This is a genomic window from Enterobacter chinensis (assembly GCF_034008295.1).
GTDB lineage: Bacteria > Pseudomonadota > Gammaproteobacteria > Enterobacterales > Enterobacteriaceae > Enterobacter > Enterobacter chinensis.
Map to the genome: position 1 here is coordinate 144,561 of NZ_JARDVI010000008.1, position 15,200 is coordinate 159,760.

Genomic DNA, 15,200 nt, shown 5'->3' on the forward strand with positions numbered 1-15,200 from the left:
ATCAATGTCCTGCAAGCTGATGGAGTGCGGTAATGACACGGGTTGTGTCGTCATGAGTCATGTCCGGGAAAAGAGGGAGAGAACAAATACGCGCGCTATTCCATTCAGAATTCGGGAGCGATACATCAGGAAAACGCTCGCGGTAGTATTTTTGCGTGTGCGCCGCGCGGAAATGGAGGCCGGTACCGATGCCTTTCTCTTTCAGCGCCGCCATCAGGTTGTCGCGGGAAATCCCACAGCGAGCTTCATCAACGCGAATAATAAACAGGTGCCAGGCGTGCACATGCGGCCATGACGGAATGGTGAGCGGCTGGAACGGGGTATCGGCAAGCTCACGCAGGTAGCGTTCAGCAATTTCCTGGCGGCGTTTGTTGGCCTCTTTCAGTTTGCCTAACTGCACCAGCGCAAGCGCGGCATTGATATCCGCCAGGTTGTATTTATAGCCTGGGGTGATGACTTCCGCCTGCGGCGCACGACCGTGCGTCTGGCGGTCATAGGCATCCACGCCCAGGCCATGGAATTTCAGACTGCGGATCCGTGCAGCAAGCTGGGCATTATCCGTAACGACTAAGCCGCCCTCTGCGCAGGTCATATTTTTGATGGCGTGGAAGGAGAAAATCGCCGTCCCTTTCCAGCCCACATGGCGGTTCTTGTAGTACGTTCCGGCGGCATGGGCCGCATCTTCAATAACCGGAATACCGTGACGTTCGCCGATGGCATGGATAGCGTCAATTTCGCACGGCGCGCCGGCATAGTGAACGGGAATAATGGCTTTGGTACGCGGGGTAATGGCAGCTTCAACGGCTTGAGGCGTCACCATCAACGTATCTTTGTCCACATCAATCATGACCGGGGTTGCGCCCAGCAACACGATCATATTCAGGGTGGAGACCCAGGTTTGCGAGGGGGTAATGACTTCATCGCCCGGGCCAATATCCAGCGCCATCAGCGTGACGTGCATTCCCGCGGTGGCTGAACAGACGGCAATCGCGTGCTGATTCCCGGTAAGTTGACAGAATGCCTCTTCAAGTTCCTGATTCTTAGGACCCGTGGTGATCCAGCCCGACATCAAAACGTCCTGAAGCGCCGCAATTTCCTCAGCGCCCATCGACGGTCGCGAAAAAGGCAGAAAATCACTCATTATTAATTTCCTTGCTGTATTAAAGGCGTCATCTTTTACTGCGCTGTCGTCATGGGCAGCTCAATGGGATCATGCAAGATGGTTATTAAATAAAGACCAAATAAAATTAAGTCGCTATACCAGTTATGTCAACAAACCATCAACTGAAGCAAAAGTAACGTCGTTTTCTTAGGAAAAAATTAAGACAGGTGAAAAGCAGAAGGGAAACAGCACATAGAAGAGAATAGAAAATCGTTTTACAACAGCAAGATAGTGATTCTAACTATTTTTTTTGTTTTTTGTGGGTGGACTCACAGCGATTACTCTACTATTTCATTTCGTTTCCATTAAAATTATAAGAAAAGTAAATGAATACTCAACCAAAATAAAAATCCCGGAGGTTTGGGGGGAATTCCGTCATCCTCCGGGAACTTTCTATTAATATCAATTGTCGCGCATTCAACTGTCGCGCTTAGTTAAGATTAGCAGGAAAATCATTCGGCAATTCACTGGCCGCGCAGGCAATCACGCTTTCATTATTTGCACCGCAGTCGCGAACAAAGGTGATGGTAGCAAATTCATCAATCACTTCCGTTGGATACGCGGGGCCTGCATCACGATAGCTGTTCATCAACGGAATGTGATCGTTCTGGAAGCAGACGGTTTTTTCCGGGTTGTTCATGACCCAACGCGGGAAGAAGATGGTGCCGTGGAACAGTTTGTCGCCCAGGTTCACGATCAGGCTGACGTCGGTACCGGTTGGCTCGGTCCAGGAAATTTTATAGATGCTTTCCCCTACCCGCACGATGTAAGCCTGCTGATCTTTCACCCAACGGTTGGCCACAAGACCGCTGTGAATACGGTAATCAAGCGTGGTCTCATTTTTTACATAAATCTCGTAGTTCCAGCCATTGTCATACGTATAAACAAGGTGTTTGCCAACGAAGCCGCTTAAGTCGTGTTTGTCGAAGGTGTTCATAAGATGTCTCCTTTGTTTTGATGAGACGATCGTACCCCTTCAAAAAATGAATGAATAACGCTATGTTTTAATGAAACCAATCCAAATTTTAGATGAATCATGCATAAGACGACGCTGGAACAATGGTCTTTACTGGCGAAAGTGGTTGAGGCGGGCAGTTTTGCCAAAGCCGCGGAAGAAACCCACCGCAGCCAGTCCTCGGTGAGCTATAACCTGTCGCTGCTGCAGGAGCGGCTGGGCGTGGCGCTGCTGGTCCCGGAAGGACGACGGGCGGTGTTAACGCCCGCCGGGGAGCTCCTTCTCAACCAGGTTAAACCGCTACTGAAAGCGTTTTCGTATGTTGAGACGCGCGCCGGGACCCTTCGCAACGGGATGCGCACGCGGCTGGATCTGGTGGTGGACTCCATTTTCCCGCGCCGCCGCCTGTTCGCCATCCTCCGTCAGTTCCAGCAGCAGTATCCGCAGACTCAGGTCCGTCTCACCGAAGTGCTGGAAAATACCCGCGCCGATGCCATCAATGACGAAGCCGACGTGATGGTCTTAACCCGCCGCCAGGACATGACCGGGCTCGGTGAATGGCTGATGAATATCGACTTTGTTGCCGTGGCGTATCACCAGCACCCCCTCTTTCAGCTCGACGCGCCGCTTAACGACGACATGCTGCGCCCGTGGCCGCTCATCCAGATTGCGGACAACCAGACCGCCGCGCGCGCGGCCGGCGAGTCGTGGACCTTCTCTACCATCGATGCCGCCATTGAAGCCGTCGTCTCTCAGGTCGGGTATGGCTGGCTGCCGGAGGAACGCATCCAGCCCCTGCTGGATCGGGGCGTGCTGAAACGGCTGCCGCTGAGCCACGGCGCGCGCAGGGCAACGCCGCTTCACCTGATTGTAAAGCGCTCTCTCGCCCCGCTTGATGAGCAGGTCGAGGCACTGTTGCGGCTTTTTAGCCAGGAGCCGTCATCCTCACCTGCTACGCTTTAAGGTCCGAACGTTAAAACGATAAGGAGCAGATGATGAAAATCGACTTTGCGGGGAAAGTGGCGCTGGTGACTGCCTCAACCGGCGGGATCGGCTTCGCCATTGCCAGAGGTCTGGCAGAGAGTGGTGCGGAAGTGATCGTCAATGGCCGTAGCACGGAATCGGTGAATAAAGGCATTCAACAGCTCCAGCAGGTGGTGCCTGGCGTGCAGGTGCGTGCCGCAATTGCCGATCTCAGCACGGCAGAAGGGGTCGAGTCTCTTCTGAAGGTTGCGAATAACGTCGATATCCTGGTCAACAACGCCGGAATTTACGGCCCGCAGGATTTCTATGCCACCGACGATGAAACCTGGGAACGTTACTGGCAGACCAACGTGATGTCCGGTGTACGCCTCTCCCGCGCCCTGCTGCCGGGCATGGTGCAGAAAGGCTGGGGACGCGTGGTCTTTATTTCCTCCGAGTCGGCCTGCAATATCCCGGCGGATATGATCCACTACGGCGTGACCAAAACGGCGCAGCTCTCGCTGGCGCGCGGGCTGGCGAAGTTCGTGGCGGGAAGCGGAGTGACGGTCAACAGCGTATTGCCGGGGCCGACGATGTCAGACGGTTTCGCGGAAATGATGAAGGATGAAATCGAAAAAACCGGCAAATCGCTGGAGCAGCTGGCGAAAGAGTTTGTGATGGCCAACCGCCCCAGCTCGGTTATCCAGCGCGCGGCTACGGTTGAAGAGGTAGCCAATATGGTGATTTACGTCTGTTCGACCCAGGCCTCCGCCACCTCGGGCGCGGCGTTGCGCGTCGACGGCGGCGTCGTGGATGACATTATCTGATCCGTCAGGCTGCAGCGCCTGCTACACGGCGGGCGGTGATGAAGTGTTCCTGCCAGTAGTTGTCAGTCAGGGTTGAAACCGTTACGCCCTGGCTACTTGAGGCATGAATAAACTGGCTATCACCAATATAAACGCCGACGTGCTTGCGGTGCGGACCGGTCTGGAAGAAGACCAGGTCACCGGGCCTCAGGCGATATTGTGCCACCTGCACACCGCGGTGGATCTGCTCGCTCGTCGTGCGCGGTAAATCAAGATGTGCCGCATCACTGAACAGATGTTGCATCAGCGCGGAGCAATCCACCCCACGTTGCGTGGTTCCGCCCAACTGGTACTGGGTTCCCTTCCATTTCTGATATTGGTCAAGAATTCGGGAGCGTAGCGGACCCGTTTCCTGGTGCACCAGCGCAGACTTCGCCGGGGAGGCTGCTAGCTCGCTGTTCATCGATAACATCGACGCAGGCAGTTGAAAACTTAATGCAGAGAACGAAGCAAAACTTAACGTGAGGATTGAAAAAAGCGATCTGAACGTCATATCAAAAGAGAGTCTGTGAGTGAATTTATCCTTACCTGTGAGGGACAATGTTCCCTCTAAATATCTTGCGATGTGGCGATAATATAGACTGCTTACTTTTTCACCAATCTTTATCGGGACCAAAAATGGACTCACTTTAGATCGCAAGATTGAGAAAAAAAGGGTTGTGATGTAAGGACTGTCCAGCTAAAGCAGGTAAACTAATTCGCAGAATGTGTATTTCAGCTAAGACGTATTTATGACCAATATGATTGCCGACGAGACGGTGGCGAAATCCAGCGTGCTCTCTGTCTTTGACTTTGACGGGACATTAACGCACCACGACAGCTTTATTCCTTTCCTGCGTTTTGCCTTTGGTAAACGTTACTTTGCGGGTCGTCTGGTGCGTATGGCGCTGCCCACGCTCCACTGCGTGCGCCGCAAGCTGACGCGCGATGAGCTGAAGGAAGTGCTGATTAAAACGTTCCTGACGGGCGTGGATGAACACTGGTTACGCCAGCAGGCGGAGGCGTTTTGCGAAAAATACTGGGGCAAGCTGATGCGTCCGGAGGGCGTGATGGCCGTCGCCGCAGAGGTGAATTCCGGTGCGGAAGTGACCATTTGCTCTGCGTCTCCGGCGCTGGTGCTCCAGCCGTGGGCCGACAAACTGGGCATTAAGCTGATTGGCACACAGCTGGAAGTGAAAGACGGCAAGCTGACAGGGCGCATTACGGGCAATAACTGCCGCTGCGCCCAGAAAGTGGCAAGACTGGAAAAAGTGTATGGCGATCTGAACGCCTATCACCTGCGCGCCTGGGGCGACACCCGCGGCGACCACGAACTGCTGGCTGCCGCGCAGGATCCGCACTGGCGGCATTTCCATCATCCGCGCAAGCGCCGGAATTCGCCGATTAAGTAGCCTTTTGCCGGGTGGCGGCTGCGCCTTACCCGGCCTACATTCGAACCGTAGGCCCGGTAAGCGAAGCGCCACCGGGCGATGCATCAGGCAGTACGTTTCCCAGGGAACATCACGCTCGCAATAATCCCCAGCGCCAGCACGCCGAGCACGACAAACAGACTTGCCGTGGCCCCAATGTTGTAACCGTGATGCCAGAAGTGATCGGTGGCATTTAATCCCAGCTTGAACGCCACGAAGAACAGCAGCAGCACGACGGCTTTTTCGAGGTGCACCAGGTACTGCTTCAGCGCTTCCAGAACGAAGTAGAGCGTACGCAGGCCGAGAATGGCGAACATCATAGCGCTATAGATAATCAGCGGTTCGCGGCTCACGGCAATAATGGCCGGCACGGAGTCAAACGCGAACATCACATCAGAGAGCTCAACGACGGCCACGCAAAGCAGCAGCGGCGTCGCATAGCGTTTCGCCTTCTTCACGCGTCCCACCATCACGTCCTGGTTTTCCGGTTTTTCAAGCTCCGCATCCACCTCTTTCTGCGTCAGAATAAAGGCATTGCTGCTGATTTTCGGCCAGACAGGATAGAAGCGTTTCACCAGGCGATAAGCGAGATGACCCGAGTAATCTTCCACTTCGTCACTCTCTTCATTGCGTTTGAGCATCATCACCGCCGTCCAGCCGACGACCAGCGCGAAGATCACTTCTACATAAGGCCCCAGACTCAACAGGCTTGTCCCAATCGCCACAAAGATGCCGCGGAACACTATCGCCCCCAGCACGCCCCAGTAGAGCACGCGGTGGCGATACTTATCCGGCACGCCGAACCAGGCAAAAATCGCCATCATCACAAACAGATTATCGACGGAAAGCACCTCTTCCAGCGCATAGCCGGTGAGGAACAGGCTCGCCATCTCTGCACCGTGGTGAACATACAGGAACCCGGCGAACACCATCGCCATCATCACCCAGAAGATGGACCACATCGCCGCGCTTTTCAGCGAGACAGGTTTATCGTGACGGTGCATGAAGAGGTCGATGAACATCGCCCCAACAGCCATGACGACGAAAACGACAACGGTTTCAGTTGGGAAACCGAGATGAGCAGAAACCATGAATCTATCCTTAACATTCATCTGCGCGATGGCAGAGATAACGTTTGCAGCAAAAAGAAGAAAACGCCCATATCACCGGGCAAGCAAATAATAATAACACTTCTTCGTACCCGTCCGGCAATGTAAATGCAATGTTAAAAACATCCAGTTCGAAACAGATAAAACAACGCATAGCACACTGAGATATGGACGAACTACGTTACGGCGGTGAAACTGTTTATCTCCACATTTTTAAAAAAGCAAACTGTTCTTCCGTATATTATTCTTTCATTGTTCTGAGAATTTTATTATCAGAACAGCACCCGATACCCAGGAAGTAGTAAATAAGCCGTAAGTTTCTCACGAGAAAATGCTGATAAAATCATGAAAAATTAAACGCAACTTATTGATTTATAAAGAACAAAAGTCAAATCATAGCGTTCTCACTTTATTTTCTAAAAGCGCTTGATAACCTGACACCACCTATTTTAAGACTTTTGATGATGGAAATTATTCACACGTACTGATAAGCAACTATGAATATCAACGTTAACTTTTCGCATTAACGGAATATCCGCATATCGCGGTCACAATAACTCTATTGAGTTACTAACCTGAAATAATAATGTTCTAACATTTACACACTGAGGAATAGTTTAAAGATGAATAAATCCGTCATTGCCATGGGATTATTATTGGCCGCCGTTGCCAGCCCTTCCAGCCATGCGGCAGATCCCGGTAAAGGTGCAGGTCAAATCAATTTCACGGGCACCATTACCGCGAGCACCTGTGATGTCGATATTAATGGTCAGGGAGGTAACCCAACGATTCAAATGGGCACCATCTCGTCTTCGGCATTTAAAGAAAAAGGGGATGTTGCGGGTATTCACCGCATCCAGATTGATCTGTCTAACTGCGATACCGCCGTCCTTAAAGAAGCCGGAGCACGATTTGGTGGTGCTTATGATTCTAATGATAACAATCTGCTCGCGCTTAAAACCGGCGGCGACGCCGCAACGGGTTTGGGTATTGAATTCCTGAATGAAGATGGAACCTCTCTGAAACTGGGCGAAAATCCAAATAAATTTATCCCTATTACCGGTGCCGGCACCGCGGGTACGGCCACCCTGCTTTATTCAGCCCGTTATAAATCAACCATTGATACTGTGACCGCCGGTAAAGCAGATGCGGTTGCGGATTACACCATTATCTATAAATAAATTACTCAACTCAGTTCCGGGCTGTGGATAATAGCCCGGAATGCAAGGATGTTTTATGTTAAGGAAACGCTACCTGACGCTGCTGGCCTTGCTCTTTGGCTCTTGTTTGTCACACGCCAGTGTGACCTTATCGAATACGCGAGTGGTATATAATGCTGACAAGAAAGAGAGCAATATTAACGTCAGAAACAATACTGACAGCCCTTTCCTGGTGCAGAGCTGGGTACAGGGCAATGATTCACAGGGAACCAAAGCCCCGTTTATTGTGACCCCACCACTTTTTCGCCTTGATGGTGGTAAAGCCAATGCACTACGTATTATCTATAACGGCACCGCGTTGCCGCGGGATCGCGAGTCGCTTTTCTGGCTCAACGTGAAATCGATCCCGTCCTCCTCAAGAGAGGATGTCAACAAACTGCAAATCGCCGTTAATACTCGGATCAAGTTATTTTATCGCCCTGCGAATTTAGCGGATGAACCGGGAGAAATTAGCAAGAATGTTCAGTGGTCAGTTGAAAATAACAAACTCATCGTACGCAATAATTCTTCTTATCACATCTCATTTGCGGAGGTGACGATCAATAACAAAAAATGGTCAGAGTTTGATCTGTTGGCACCTAAAAGCAGTAAAGCATTCACGCTAAATAATATACTACTGACAAACAACGCAAGCGTACATTGGAAATATATCAATGATTATGGCGGCAACAGCCAGCTAATAACACAAAAAATAGAATAACGATTTTAACGCAATAACCTCGCAGGGGTATTTTTCATGACTATATTTTGGGGCATTCGTCCAGCGCTTTGCTTTGCCTGGATATTACCCAGCGCATTATACGCCAGTGATTATTTCGACCCGGCCTTTCTGGAAACAGGTGGTGCGCCACGTACCGCTGTCGATCTTTCTCTCTTTGAGAATAAAAATAGCCAGACACCCGGCATTTATCGTGTTGATCTCTTTGTTAACAATAAAATGATCGACACGCGTGATATTGCGTTTCGACTCGAAGAGAATGCGCAGCATAAAAATATTCTGGCTCCGTGCCTTAGCAAGGAAACGCTTCAGTCGTTTGGTGTAAAAACGTCGGCCTTCCCGTTGCTGCAGGATGATACTCAGGGCTGCGCGAAACTGGCGGCGATCCCACAGGCGAGCAGCGAGTTTGACTTCAGTGAGCAGGCGTTAAGACTTAGCATCCCTCAGGCGGCGCTGGACAGCCAGGCTCACGGCTACATCGATCCCGCACGTCGGGAGCAGGGAATTCCGGGCCTGACGCTCAGCTACAACTACAGCGGCGCCAGCTGGACCTCAAACAATGGTTCGGGAACCGACAGCCAGTATCTTAGCCTGCGTCCGGGTCTGAATGTTGGCCCATGGCGTTTACGCAATTTTTCGACCTGGAGCAATAGCCAGGGGCAAGCCGGCCGCTGGGAATCAATTTATACCTATCTGCAGCGTGATATCAGCACCCTGAATAGCCAGCTGATTGTCGGAGATAATAGCTCTACCGCTGAAGTCTTTGATAGCACCCCGTTTCGTGGCGTTCAGCTTTACTCGGATGAGCAGATGCTTCCGGGCAGCCTGCGGGGCTATGCTCCCGTGATCCGCGGTATTGCCCGTACCAATGCCCAGGTCACTATTTTTCAGAACGGCTATAGCATTTATCAAAGCTATGTACCGCCAGGTGAATTTGTCATTAACGATCTTTACCTCGGCAGCAGCGGCGAGCTGAAAGTTGTGGTGAAAGAGGCGGATGGCAGCGAGCAAGTCTCTTTAGTGCCTTACGCCTCGTTAGCGGTTATGCAGCGGGAAGGTCAATTCAAATATGAAGTTATTAGCGGTACCTATCGTTCCAGCAGCAGCGATGCTGAGAATGCCCTGTTTTCACAAGGGAGCCTGATTTACGGTCTTCCGTGGGAAACCTCGGTATACGGCGGCATGCAGGCCGCCAGTCAATATCAGTCCCTGCTCTTTGGCATGGGTAAAAACATGGGCGATTTTGGCGCACTGTCCTTCGATATTACCCAGGCCTGGGCAACCACCAGGCAGGCAGAGAAAAACCGGGGCCAATCGCTACGCCTTCGCTACAACAAAAGCCTGCTGTCTACCGGCACTAACGTTGCGATTGCGGGTTATCGCTACTCGACGTCCGATTACTACACGCTGGGTGAAACGCTGGGCAGCTACAACTCGCAGAACTGGCTCCCGGATCGACGCCGTAGCCGTACAGAACTGACGCTAAACCAAAACCTGGGAGAAAGCCTTGGCTATCTCTCCGCCATGCTGGTCAGCGAGGACTACCACACCAGCCACAAACGCACGACCTCCGCCACGCTGGGCTATGGCAATAGCTGGAACGGTATCAGCTATAGCCTGAATTACAGCCACTATCTGAACGTAACAAAAGAGGACAACCAGCGTCGTTATAACCAGGACAACCTGTTTAGCCTCAGCATGAGCGTTCCGCTGGACAAATGGCTCCGCTCCACGCGTGCCGGTTATACCTTTTCCGCAGCAGAAAAACGCTCGCCTGGCCACAGCGTTTCCCTTAGCGGCAGTGCCCTTGAGGACAATAACCTTAACTGGAGCGTACAGCAGAACATCACCTCTGGCAGCCAGACAAACAGCAGCGATGCATCACTCAGCTATAGCGGACGTTATGCGCAGGTTGGCGCCGGGTATGGCTATAGCCGGGACGCACAGCGGCTGAATTACAACCTGCGAGGGGGCGTGCTGGTTCACCCGCATGGCGTCACGCTGGCGCAGTCGCTGGGTGAAACGGTCGCCCTGGTTGAAGCGCCGGATGCAGCGGGCGTCAGCGTCCGTAACCACGTTGGCGTGCGCACCGACTCCCGGGGCTATGCCGTGGTGCCTTACCTGACCCCTTATCAGGAGAGCACAATCCAGCTGAGACCCGACACGCTGCCAGATGATGTTGAGCTGGAAAGCAATAGCCATAAAGTTGTTCCCACCCGGGGAGCCATCGTTCGGGCACGTTTTACCACTGCGGTGGGTAAACGCCTGATGATGACGCTGACAGATGCGCAGGGCAAACCCGTTCCGTTCGGCGCTATTGTTTCTCAAAACACAACCAGCAGCATTGTGGGTGATGAAGGGAGCGTATTCCTCACCGGGATGGCGGAAAAAGGGACGTTAGACGTGAGCTGGGGTAAGAAACCCGATCAGCGTTGCCAGGTTCACTATCAGCTTTCTGGGCAGGAACCCACGATTAGCGGAATTGTGCAGTTAGCGCAAACCTGCAAATAACCCGTTAATGATTTAAGGAATTAATCATGAAAAAATTAGCGTTATTCGTTTGCCTGGCCGCAGGTGGATTTATAGGATCGCCTGCCTTTGCCGCTGTAGAAGGGAGCTGCTGGCCGACATCAACTGTATCAGGCGTGGCGCACAACTTTGATATTATCGAAAACCTGACTGCCGACGACGTTCCCGGCATAACTCAATCACCATGGAAGAATAAAGGTAATTTTGATGGTATCTGCTTCTGCAGAGACTCCAACGTGGCAGAGAGTATATTATTTCTATTTACAAGTTCTAAACTGGGTTCAGGAGGCGGTAAACGTAGCGCAGACTTTATCTATTATCCCCTGGATGTGGACAAGGGTATCAATATCGGCATTAATGTAGCCCTTGGCGGAAAAGATGATTTAAGAACAGTCCCTGTTGATTTAAGTAACACTGCTGGTGTTGATAATGGGCATATTGAGAAAAATAATTGTGATGATAATAACGATGCTTATCCGTTCGCAACCGGCTCCAACGGAACCGTCTCACTAGAATTAACTAAACCGCTTCCTTCGGGCCGTATTGAAATTCCTATGCAGGAATTAGTTACCATTTATGCCAAAAAACAGACAGGTAGTTTTGACCGCTCCAGGCCCTTTGTTAAACTCAATTTTCAATTGTCAATTGATATTCCACCACAATGCACTATTAATGATGGACAAATCATTAACGTCCCGTTTGGCGATATCTCAGTAAATGAATTTAAGCCCGAAGCCGCCAAAAAGGAAAAAGACTTTGATATTCACGTCAGTTGCAAAAATCCTGATGATGTCAGCAAAGTGAGTATTAAATTCCGCACTTCCGATTTTAATGGTTCCGGCTTTATCAAAACCCATAATGATGAAGGGGTTCGCAGCGATTTAGGAATAAAACTAAAACATAACGGTAATAAAATTGATGGCAGCAGTCCGGCCATTCCGACACAGGAGGGTAATGTCACGATTACAGCAACGCCCGTGCAACAGGGAGAAAAATCTCCAGAACCGGGAAAATTTGAAGCCACATCAACCCTGGATTTCGAGTTCAAATAAAGAAAAAACTTAATCCACTAAAGAAACGTCTTATTTCATTGCAACTCATGGCGCTATAGAAATGAGTTGCCGGGTATTTAAAAATGGATTTGTATAAGGATATATAGCATGAAACTAAAAAGTAAAACGCGTGTAGCACTTTGCGTTGCAGCCTTATTAGGTACAGGCTTCACGGCATCTCAGGTCATTGCCAGCGATATCGAGCCCTACTCTGCCCCTTTCGCTATCAAAGGTGAAAAGAGTAAAGACTATTTCGGTATGACAATGACCACGATCGGTAAGTTTTCCGATAAAGACAATGGCACGCATATCGCGGGCGAAGATATTGTGATTACGGCCCCCTGGGGGGATGATGCGAAAGGGATCGCGTACGTTATTTTCGGGACTTCCGGTGGAAAAACCATGCAGGAAGTGAATAACGTAGGTGAATTCGATCCGCAAAACGCGCTTAAAATTATCCACAGTAATAAAGCGAATAAACCGGGCTCAGTCACCACAAAATGGATGGGCGTCGCGGTACGCAAAATTGGGGATATTAACGGTGATGGATATGACGATTTAGCGATCGCTTCCCACTGGCATGACCAGGTATATATCATCTGGGGCGGGCCACACCACCGCACAGGCGCGCGTCTTTCTAATCAGATAGACCTCAATGATATCGATAACGGCAACTCTCGCGTGGGCATTCGCATCCGTACGGTGAATGCTTCAGGCAATGCTAATACCGGCGGCTGGTTTGGTGCTGCAGTAGGGCCAATTAAATATAAAAATTCTGCCGTCGCTAACAAGATGGTCGATCTCGCTATCGGCGATATCGAAGGCACTGGCGGACGCGGTGGCGCAGTGATTATCTACGGCGCCCAAAAAGCAGGCGACCAGTGGCAGAACATTGATATTAAGCGCAACAATCTGGGCGACTGGGAAATCCCTGCCGCGACCGGCGCCTATATTCGTCCGCAAATGACCGCTACCAACGGTCCGGATAAACCGCTTAATTACAACCTGGGTCAGCAGATCAGCGATGTGGGGGATATTAACGGCGATGGCTTCAGTGATTATCTGATAGTCGACCCGGAATCCGTCAATGAAGGCCGCGTTTCCGACAACAGTGGCATTAGCGGACGCGGCACGGCATATCTCGTCTACGGCAGCAGTTTCAACCAGGGGAATCTCGACATCGCCTCGTTAAACGCCACGCAGGCGACCCGTATCCACGGTATGGGGAACGCTTTCCTTGGCGGCCAGTCAGGAGGTGGTGAAGGGAATAACGATCATAGCGCGTACACGCAGGATAAGCCCAATAACGGCACCATCACGCCGTTAGGTAACTTCCTGAGTACTCACTATAACGCTTTTGCGATTAGCGCCCCTGCCGACATTGGCATCGATAAAAAACGTTCCGGACTGGTCTGGATTATTAAAGGTAAGACCGACGGCAGTAAGTTGCCATCTTCCCTGTTCCTTGATGCGGCGCACACACGTCTGAACTTCAACAAGAGTTTCAGCGTGCGGGATGGCTATGCTATCTACGCCGACAGACCAGGCAGCAAACTGGCAGGGTTCGGGAATAGCATTCTCGGTAATGTGGATCTGAACGGCGACGGCAAGAAGGATCTGGTGATTGGCGATCCAAATGCGCTGAACTCCAGCGGCACTCAGGTTGGCGCCGTGTATGTGATCAACGGAGGCAAAAGCCTGGATGATTACGCAGATGATGAAGGCATGATCAATATTAGTACGCTGGTGAGTGAAGGCGTTGCGAAAGTCTACTGGGGTAAAAATCAGTATGAAAAATTTGGCGCCTCTATCGCTGCCGGGAATTTCAATGGCTTTACGCAGGATAGTCTCGCCATTGGTTCTTACCGGGATAACAGCTGGACGGGTAAAGTGACCTTCCGCATTGCGGATTACATCATCCCGGATTAATTCTTACATCACCTGAATTACAGCAACGCTGCCGGGGAAACATCATTCCCCGGCAATTTATTGCGCATTTTGCAGCGCCTGCGCACACGCCCAGGCACTTGCCCATGCCCACTGGAAGTTGTACCCGCCGAGCCAGCCGGTAACGTCCATCACTTCGCCAATAAAATAGAGCCCCGGCACGTTGCGGGCTTCCATGGTGCGGGAAGAGAGTTCATTCGTATCGACTCCACCCAGCGTCACTTCCGCCGTGCGGTAGCCTTCGGTGCCGTTTGGCTGCACGCGCCAGTTTGTCAGCGTCTCGACCAGCGTTTCCTGCTCGCGGCTGTTAAGTTGCCTGAGCGACACGTCCGGGATCTGCCCCAGCACCTGCAAACATTCCACCAGACGTTTTGGCAGCTGCATTGCCAGCGTGTTTTTCAGGCTTTGATTAGGGTGCGCCGCACGTTGCTCGTCGAGAAACGCGTCCAGATCGCAATCGGGAAGCAGGTTAACCGTGACAAACTCCCCCGGCTGCCAGTAGCTGGAAATTTGTAGCACCGCCGGGCCGGAGAGGCCGCGATGGGTAAAGAGCAGATTTTCACGGAACACCGTACCGTCTTCAGCGGTAATCACTGACGGAACAGACACACCGGAGAGCGTCTGGAGCTGTTCCAGCAGCGGTTTATGCAGCGTAAATGGCACCAGACCGGCGCGGGTCGGCAGCACCTTCAGGCCAAACTGCTCCGCAATCTTATAGCCGAACGGGGATGCACCCAGCCCCGGCATGGAAAGCCCGCCGCTGGCGATCACCAGGTTATCGGCACTGACGCTTTCACCGTTGAGCTGCAGCGTGTAACCCTGTTCATCACGGGCAACCTCCAGCACCTCCGTGCGCAGGCGCATCACCACGCCGCCCTTTTCGCACTCGGCTACCAGCATATCGACAATCTGCTGCGCGGAATCGTCGCAGAACAGCTGACCCAGCGTCTTCTCATGCCACGCGATGCCGTGCTTACCCACGAGTTCGATAAAGTCCCACTGGGTGTAACGCGCCAGCGCAGATTTGCAAAAATGCCGGTTCTGGCTCAGATAAGCCGCGGGCTCTACATACAGGTTAGTAAAGTTGCAGCGCCCGCCGCCGGACATCAGGATCTTACGACCTGGCTTTTTACCGTTATCCAGCAACAGCACGCGACGACCCGCCTGTCCGGCCATCGCCGCACAAAACATACCCGCCGCACCGGCGCCAATTACCACGGCATCAAACCTTTCCACGTCAAAATCCTCTTGGTTAACTGCCGCGGATTGT

13 protein-coding genes are annotated in these 15,200 nt (G+C 51.8%); 8 read left to right on the forward strand and 5 right to left on the reverse strand.

The annotated features are described in order from the left end of the window. Position 1 precedes the first annotated feature (1 nt). Complete coding sequence (gene arnB, locus PYW49_RS21350) at positions 2-1,141, reverse strand: UDP-4-amino-4-deoxy-L-arabinose aminotransferase (protein WP_320387443.1); 1,140 nt, start codon at positions 1,139-1,141, stop codon at positions 2-4. Positions 1,142-1,592: 451 nt separating this feature from the next. After that, positions 1,593-2,099: a phenolic acid decarboxylase gene (locus tag PYW49_RS21355; RefSeq protein WP_024908855.1), complete on the reverse strand. Its 507-nt coding sequence runs from the start codon at positions 2,097-2,099 to the stop codon at positions 1,593-1,595. Positions 2,100-2,198: 99 nt separating this feature from the next. On the opposite strand from PYW49_RS21355, the gene PYW49_RS21360 reads away from it, so the two are divergent. Then, entirely contained in the window at positions 2,199-3,080 is an 882-nt protein-coding gene (locus PYW49_RS21360; RefSeq protein WP_320387444.1) for a LysR family transcriptional regulator, read from the forward strand. Positions 3,081-3,112: 32 nt separating this feature from the next. Next, a complete protein-coding gene (locus PYW49_RS21365; RefSeq protein WP_045403298.1) occupies positions 3,113-3,907 on the forward strand; it encodes an SDR family NAD(P)-dependent oxidoreductase in 795 nt (264 codons plus the stop codon). Positions 3,908-3,911: 4 nt separating this feature from the next. On the opposite strand, the gene PYW49_RS21370 is transcribed toward PYW49_RS21365, so the two are convergent. Beyond that, positions 3,912-4,358, reverse strand: a complete 447-nt coding sequence (locus tag PYW49_RS21370; protein ID WP_320387445.1) for an NlpC/P60 family protein — start codon at positions 4,356-4,358, stop codon at positions 3,912-3,914. Positions 4,359-4,677: 319 nt separating this feature from the next. Between PYW49_RS21370 and PYW49_RS21375 the strand changes: the two genes are divergently transcribed. Next, entirely contained in the window at positions 4,678-5,337 is a 660-nt protein-coding gene (locus tag PYW49_RS21375) for an HAD family hydrolase (RefSeq protein ID WP_134348162.1), read from the forward strand. An 83-nt stretch (positions 5,338-5,420) separates the two neighbouring features. On the opposite strand, the gene PYW49_RS21380 is transcribed toward PYW49_RS21375, so the two are convergent. Next, the gene (locus PYW49_RS21380) at positions 5,421-6,446 is read right to left on the reverse strand and encodes a TerC/Alx family metal homeostasis membrane protein (RefSeq protein WP_134348163.1); all 1,026 of its coding nucleotides are present in this window, start codon (positions 6,444-6,446) and stop codon (positions 5,421-5,423) included. A gap of 641 nt (positions 6,447-7,087) precedes the next feature. Here PYW49_RS21380 and PYW49_RS21385 point away from each other — a divergent pair. From PYW49_RS21385 to PYW49_RS21405, 5 genes are all read left to right on the forward strand, one after another. Then, positions 7,088-7,645, forward strand: coding sequence for a fimbrial protein (locus tag PYW49_RS21385; protein ID WP_134348164.1), 558 nt, complete (start codon positions 7,088-7,090; stop codon positions 7,643-7,645). 55 nt (positions 7,646-7,700) lie between these two features. Further along, positions 7,701-8,384 (forward strand): fimbrial biogenesis chaperone, encoded by a 684-nt coding sequence (locus PYW49_RS21390; RefSeq protein WP_166790913.1) that lies wholly within the window; start codon positions 7,701-7,703, stop codon positions 8,382-8,384. Positions 8,385-8,420: 36 nt separating this feature from the next. Continuing rightward, complete coding sequence (locus PYW49_RS21395; RefSeq protein ID WP_320387446.1) at positions 8,421-10,913, forward strand: fimbria/pilus outer membrane usher protein; 2,493 nt, start codon at positions 8,421-8,423, stop codon at positions 10,911-10,913. Positions 10,914-10,939: 26 nt separating this feature from the next. Beyond that, positions 10,940-11,983, forward strand: a complete 1,044-nt coding sequence (locus PYW49_RS21400) for a fimbrial protein (protein WP_320387447.1) — start codon at positions 10,940-10,942, stop codon at positions 11,981-11,983. Between the two features lie 108 nt (positions 11,984-12,091). Further along, the gene (locus PYW49_RS21405; protein WP_134348168.1) at positions 12,092-13,912 is read left to right on the forward strand and encodes an integrin alpha; all 1,821 of its coding nucleotides are present in this window, start codon (positions 12,092-12,094) and stop codon (positions 13,910-13,912) included. Between the two features lie 57 nt (positions 13,913-13,969). Here the strand turns inward: PYW49_RS21405 and PYW49_RS21410 are convergent, their stop codons facing one another. Continuing rightward, on the reverse strand, positions 13,970-15,166 hold the full coding sequence (locus PYW49_RS21410; RefSeq protein ID WP_134348169.1) for a BaiN/RdsA family NAD(P)/FAD-dependent oxidoreductase: 1,197 nt from the start codon (positions 15,164-15,166) through the stop codon (positions 13,970-13,972). Positions 15,167-15,200 lie beyond the last annotated feature (34 nt).

Excerpts from the sequence above, each read along its gene's own strand:
- PYW49_RS21400 (WP_320387447.1), top strand. The coding sequence starts at position 10,940 with ATGAAAAAATTAGCGTTATTCGTTTGCCTGGCCGCAGGTGGATTTATA.
- PYW49_RS21385 (WP_134348164.1), top strand. The coding sequence starts at position 7,088 with ATGAATAAATCCGTCATTGCCATGGGATTATTATTGGCCGCCGTTGCC.
- PYW49_RS21375 (WP_134348162.1), top strand. The coding sequence starts at position 4,678 with ATGACCAATATGATTGCCGACGAGACGGTGGCGAAATCCAGCGTGCTC.
- arnB (WP_320387443.1), bottom strand. The coding sequence starts at position 1,141 with ATGAGTGATTTTCTGCCTTTTTCGCGACCGTCGATGGGCGCTGAGGAA.
- PYW49_RS21360 (WP_320387444.1), top strand. The coding sequence starts at position 2,199 with ATGCATAAGACGACGCTGGAACAATGGTCTTTACTGGCGAAAGTGGTT.
- PYW49_RS21395 (WP_320387446.1), top strand. The coding sequence starts at position 8,421 with ATGACTATATTTTGGGGCATTCGTCCAGCGCTTTGCTTTGCCTGGATA.
- PYW49_RS21390 (WP_166790913.1), top strand. The coding sequence starts at position 7,701 with ATGTTAAGGAAACGCTACCTGACGCTGCTGGCCTTGCTCTTTGGCTCT.
- PYW49_RS21355 (WP_024908855.1), bottom strand. The coding sequence starts at position 2,099 with ATGAACACCTTCGACAAACACGACTTAAGCGGCTTCGTTGGCAAACAC.
- PYW49_RS21370 (WP_320387445.1), bottom strand. The coding sequence starts at position 4,358 with ATGTTATCGATGAACAGCGAGCTAGCAGCCTCCCCGGCGAAGTCTGCG.
- PYW49_RS21380 (WP_134348163.1), bottom strand. The coding sequence starts at position 6,446 with ATGGTTTCTGCTCATCTCGGTTTCCCAACTGAAACCGTTGTCGTTTTC.
- PYW49_RS21365 (WP_045403298.1), top strand. The coding sequence starts at position 3,113 with ATGAAAATCGACTTTGCGGGGAAAGTGGCGCTGGTGACTGCCTCAACC.
- PYW49_RS21405 (WP_134348168.1), top strand. The coding sequence starts at position 12,092 with ATGAAACTAAAAAGTAAAACGCGTGTAGCACTTTGCGTTGCAGCCTTA.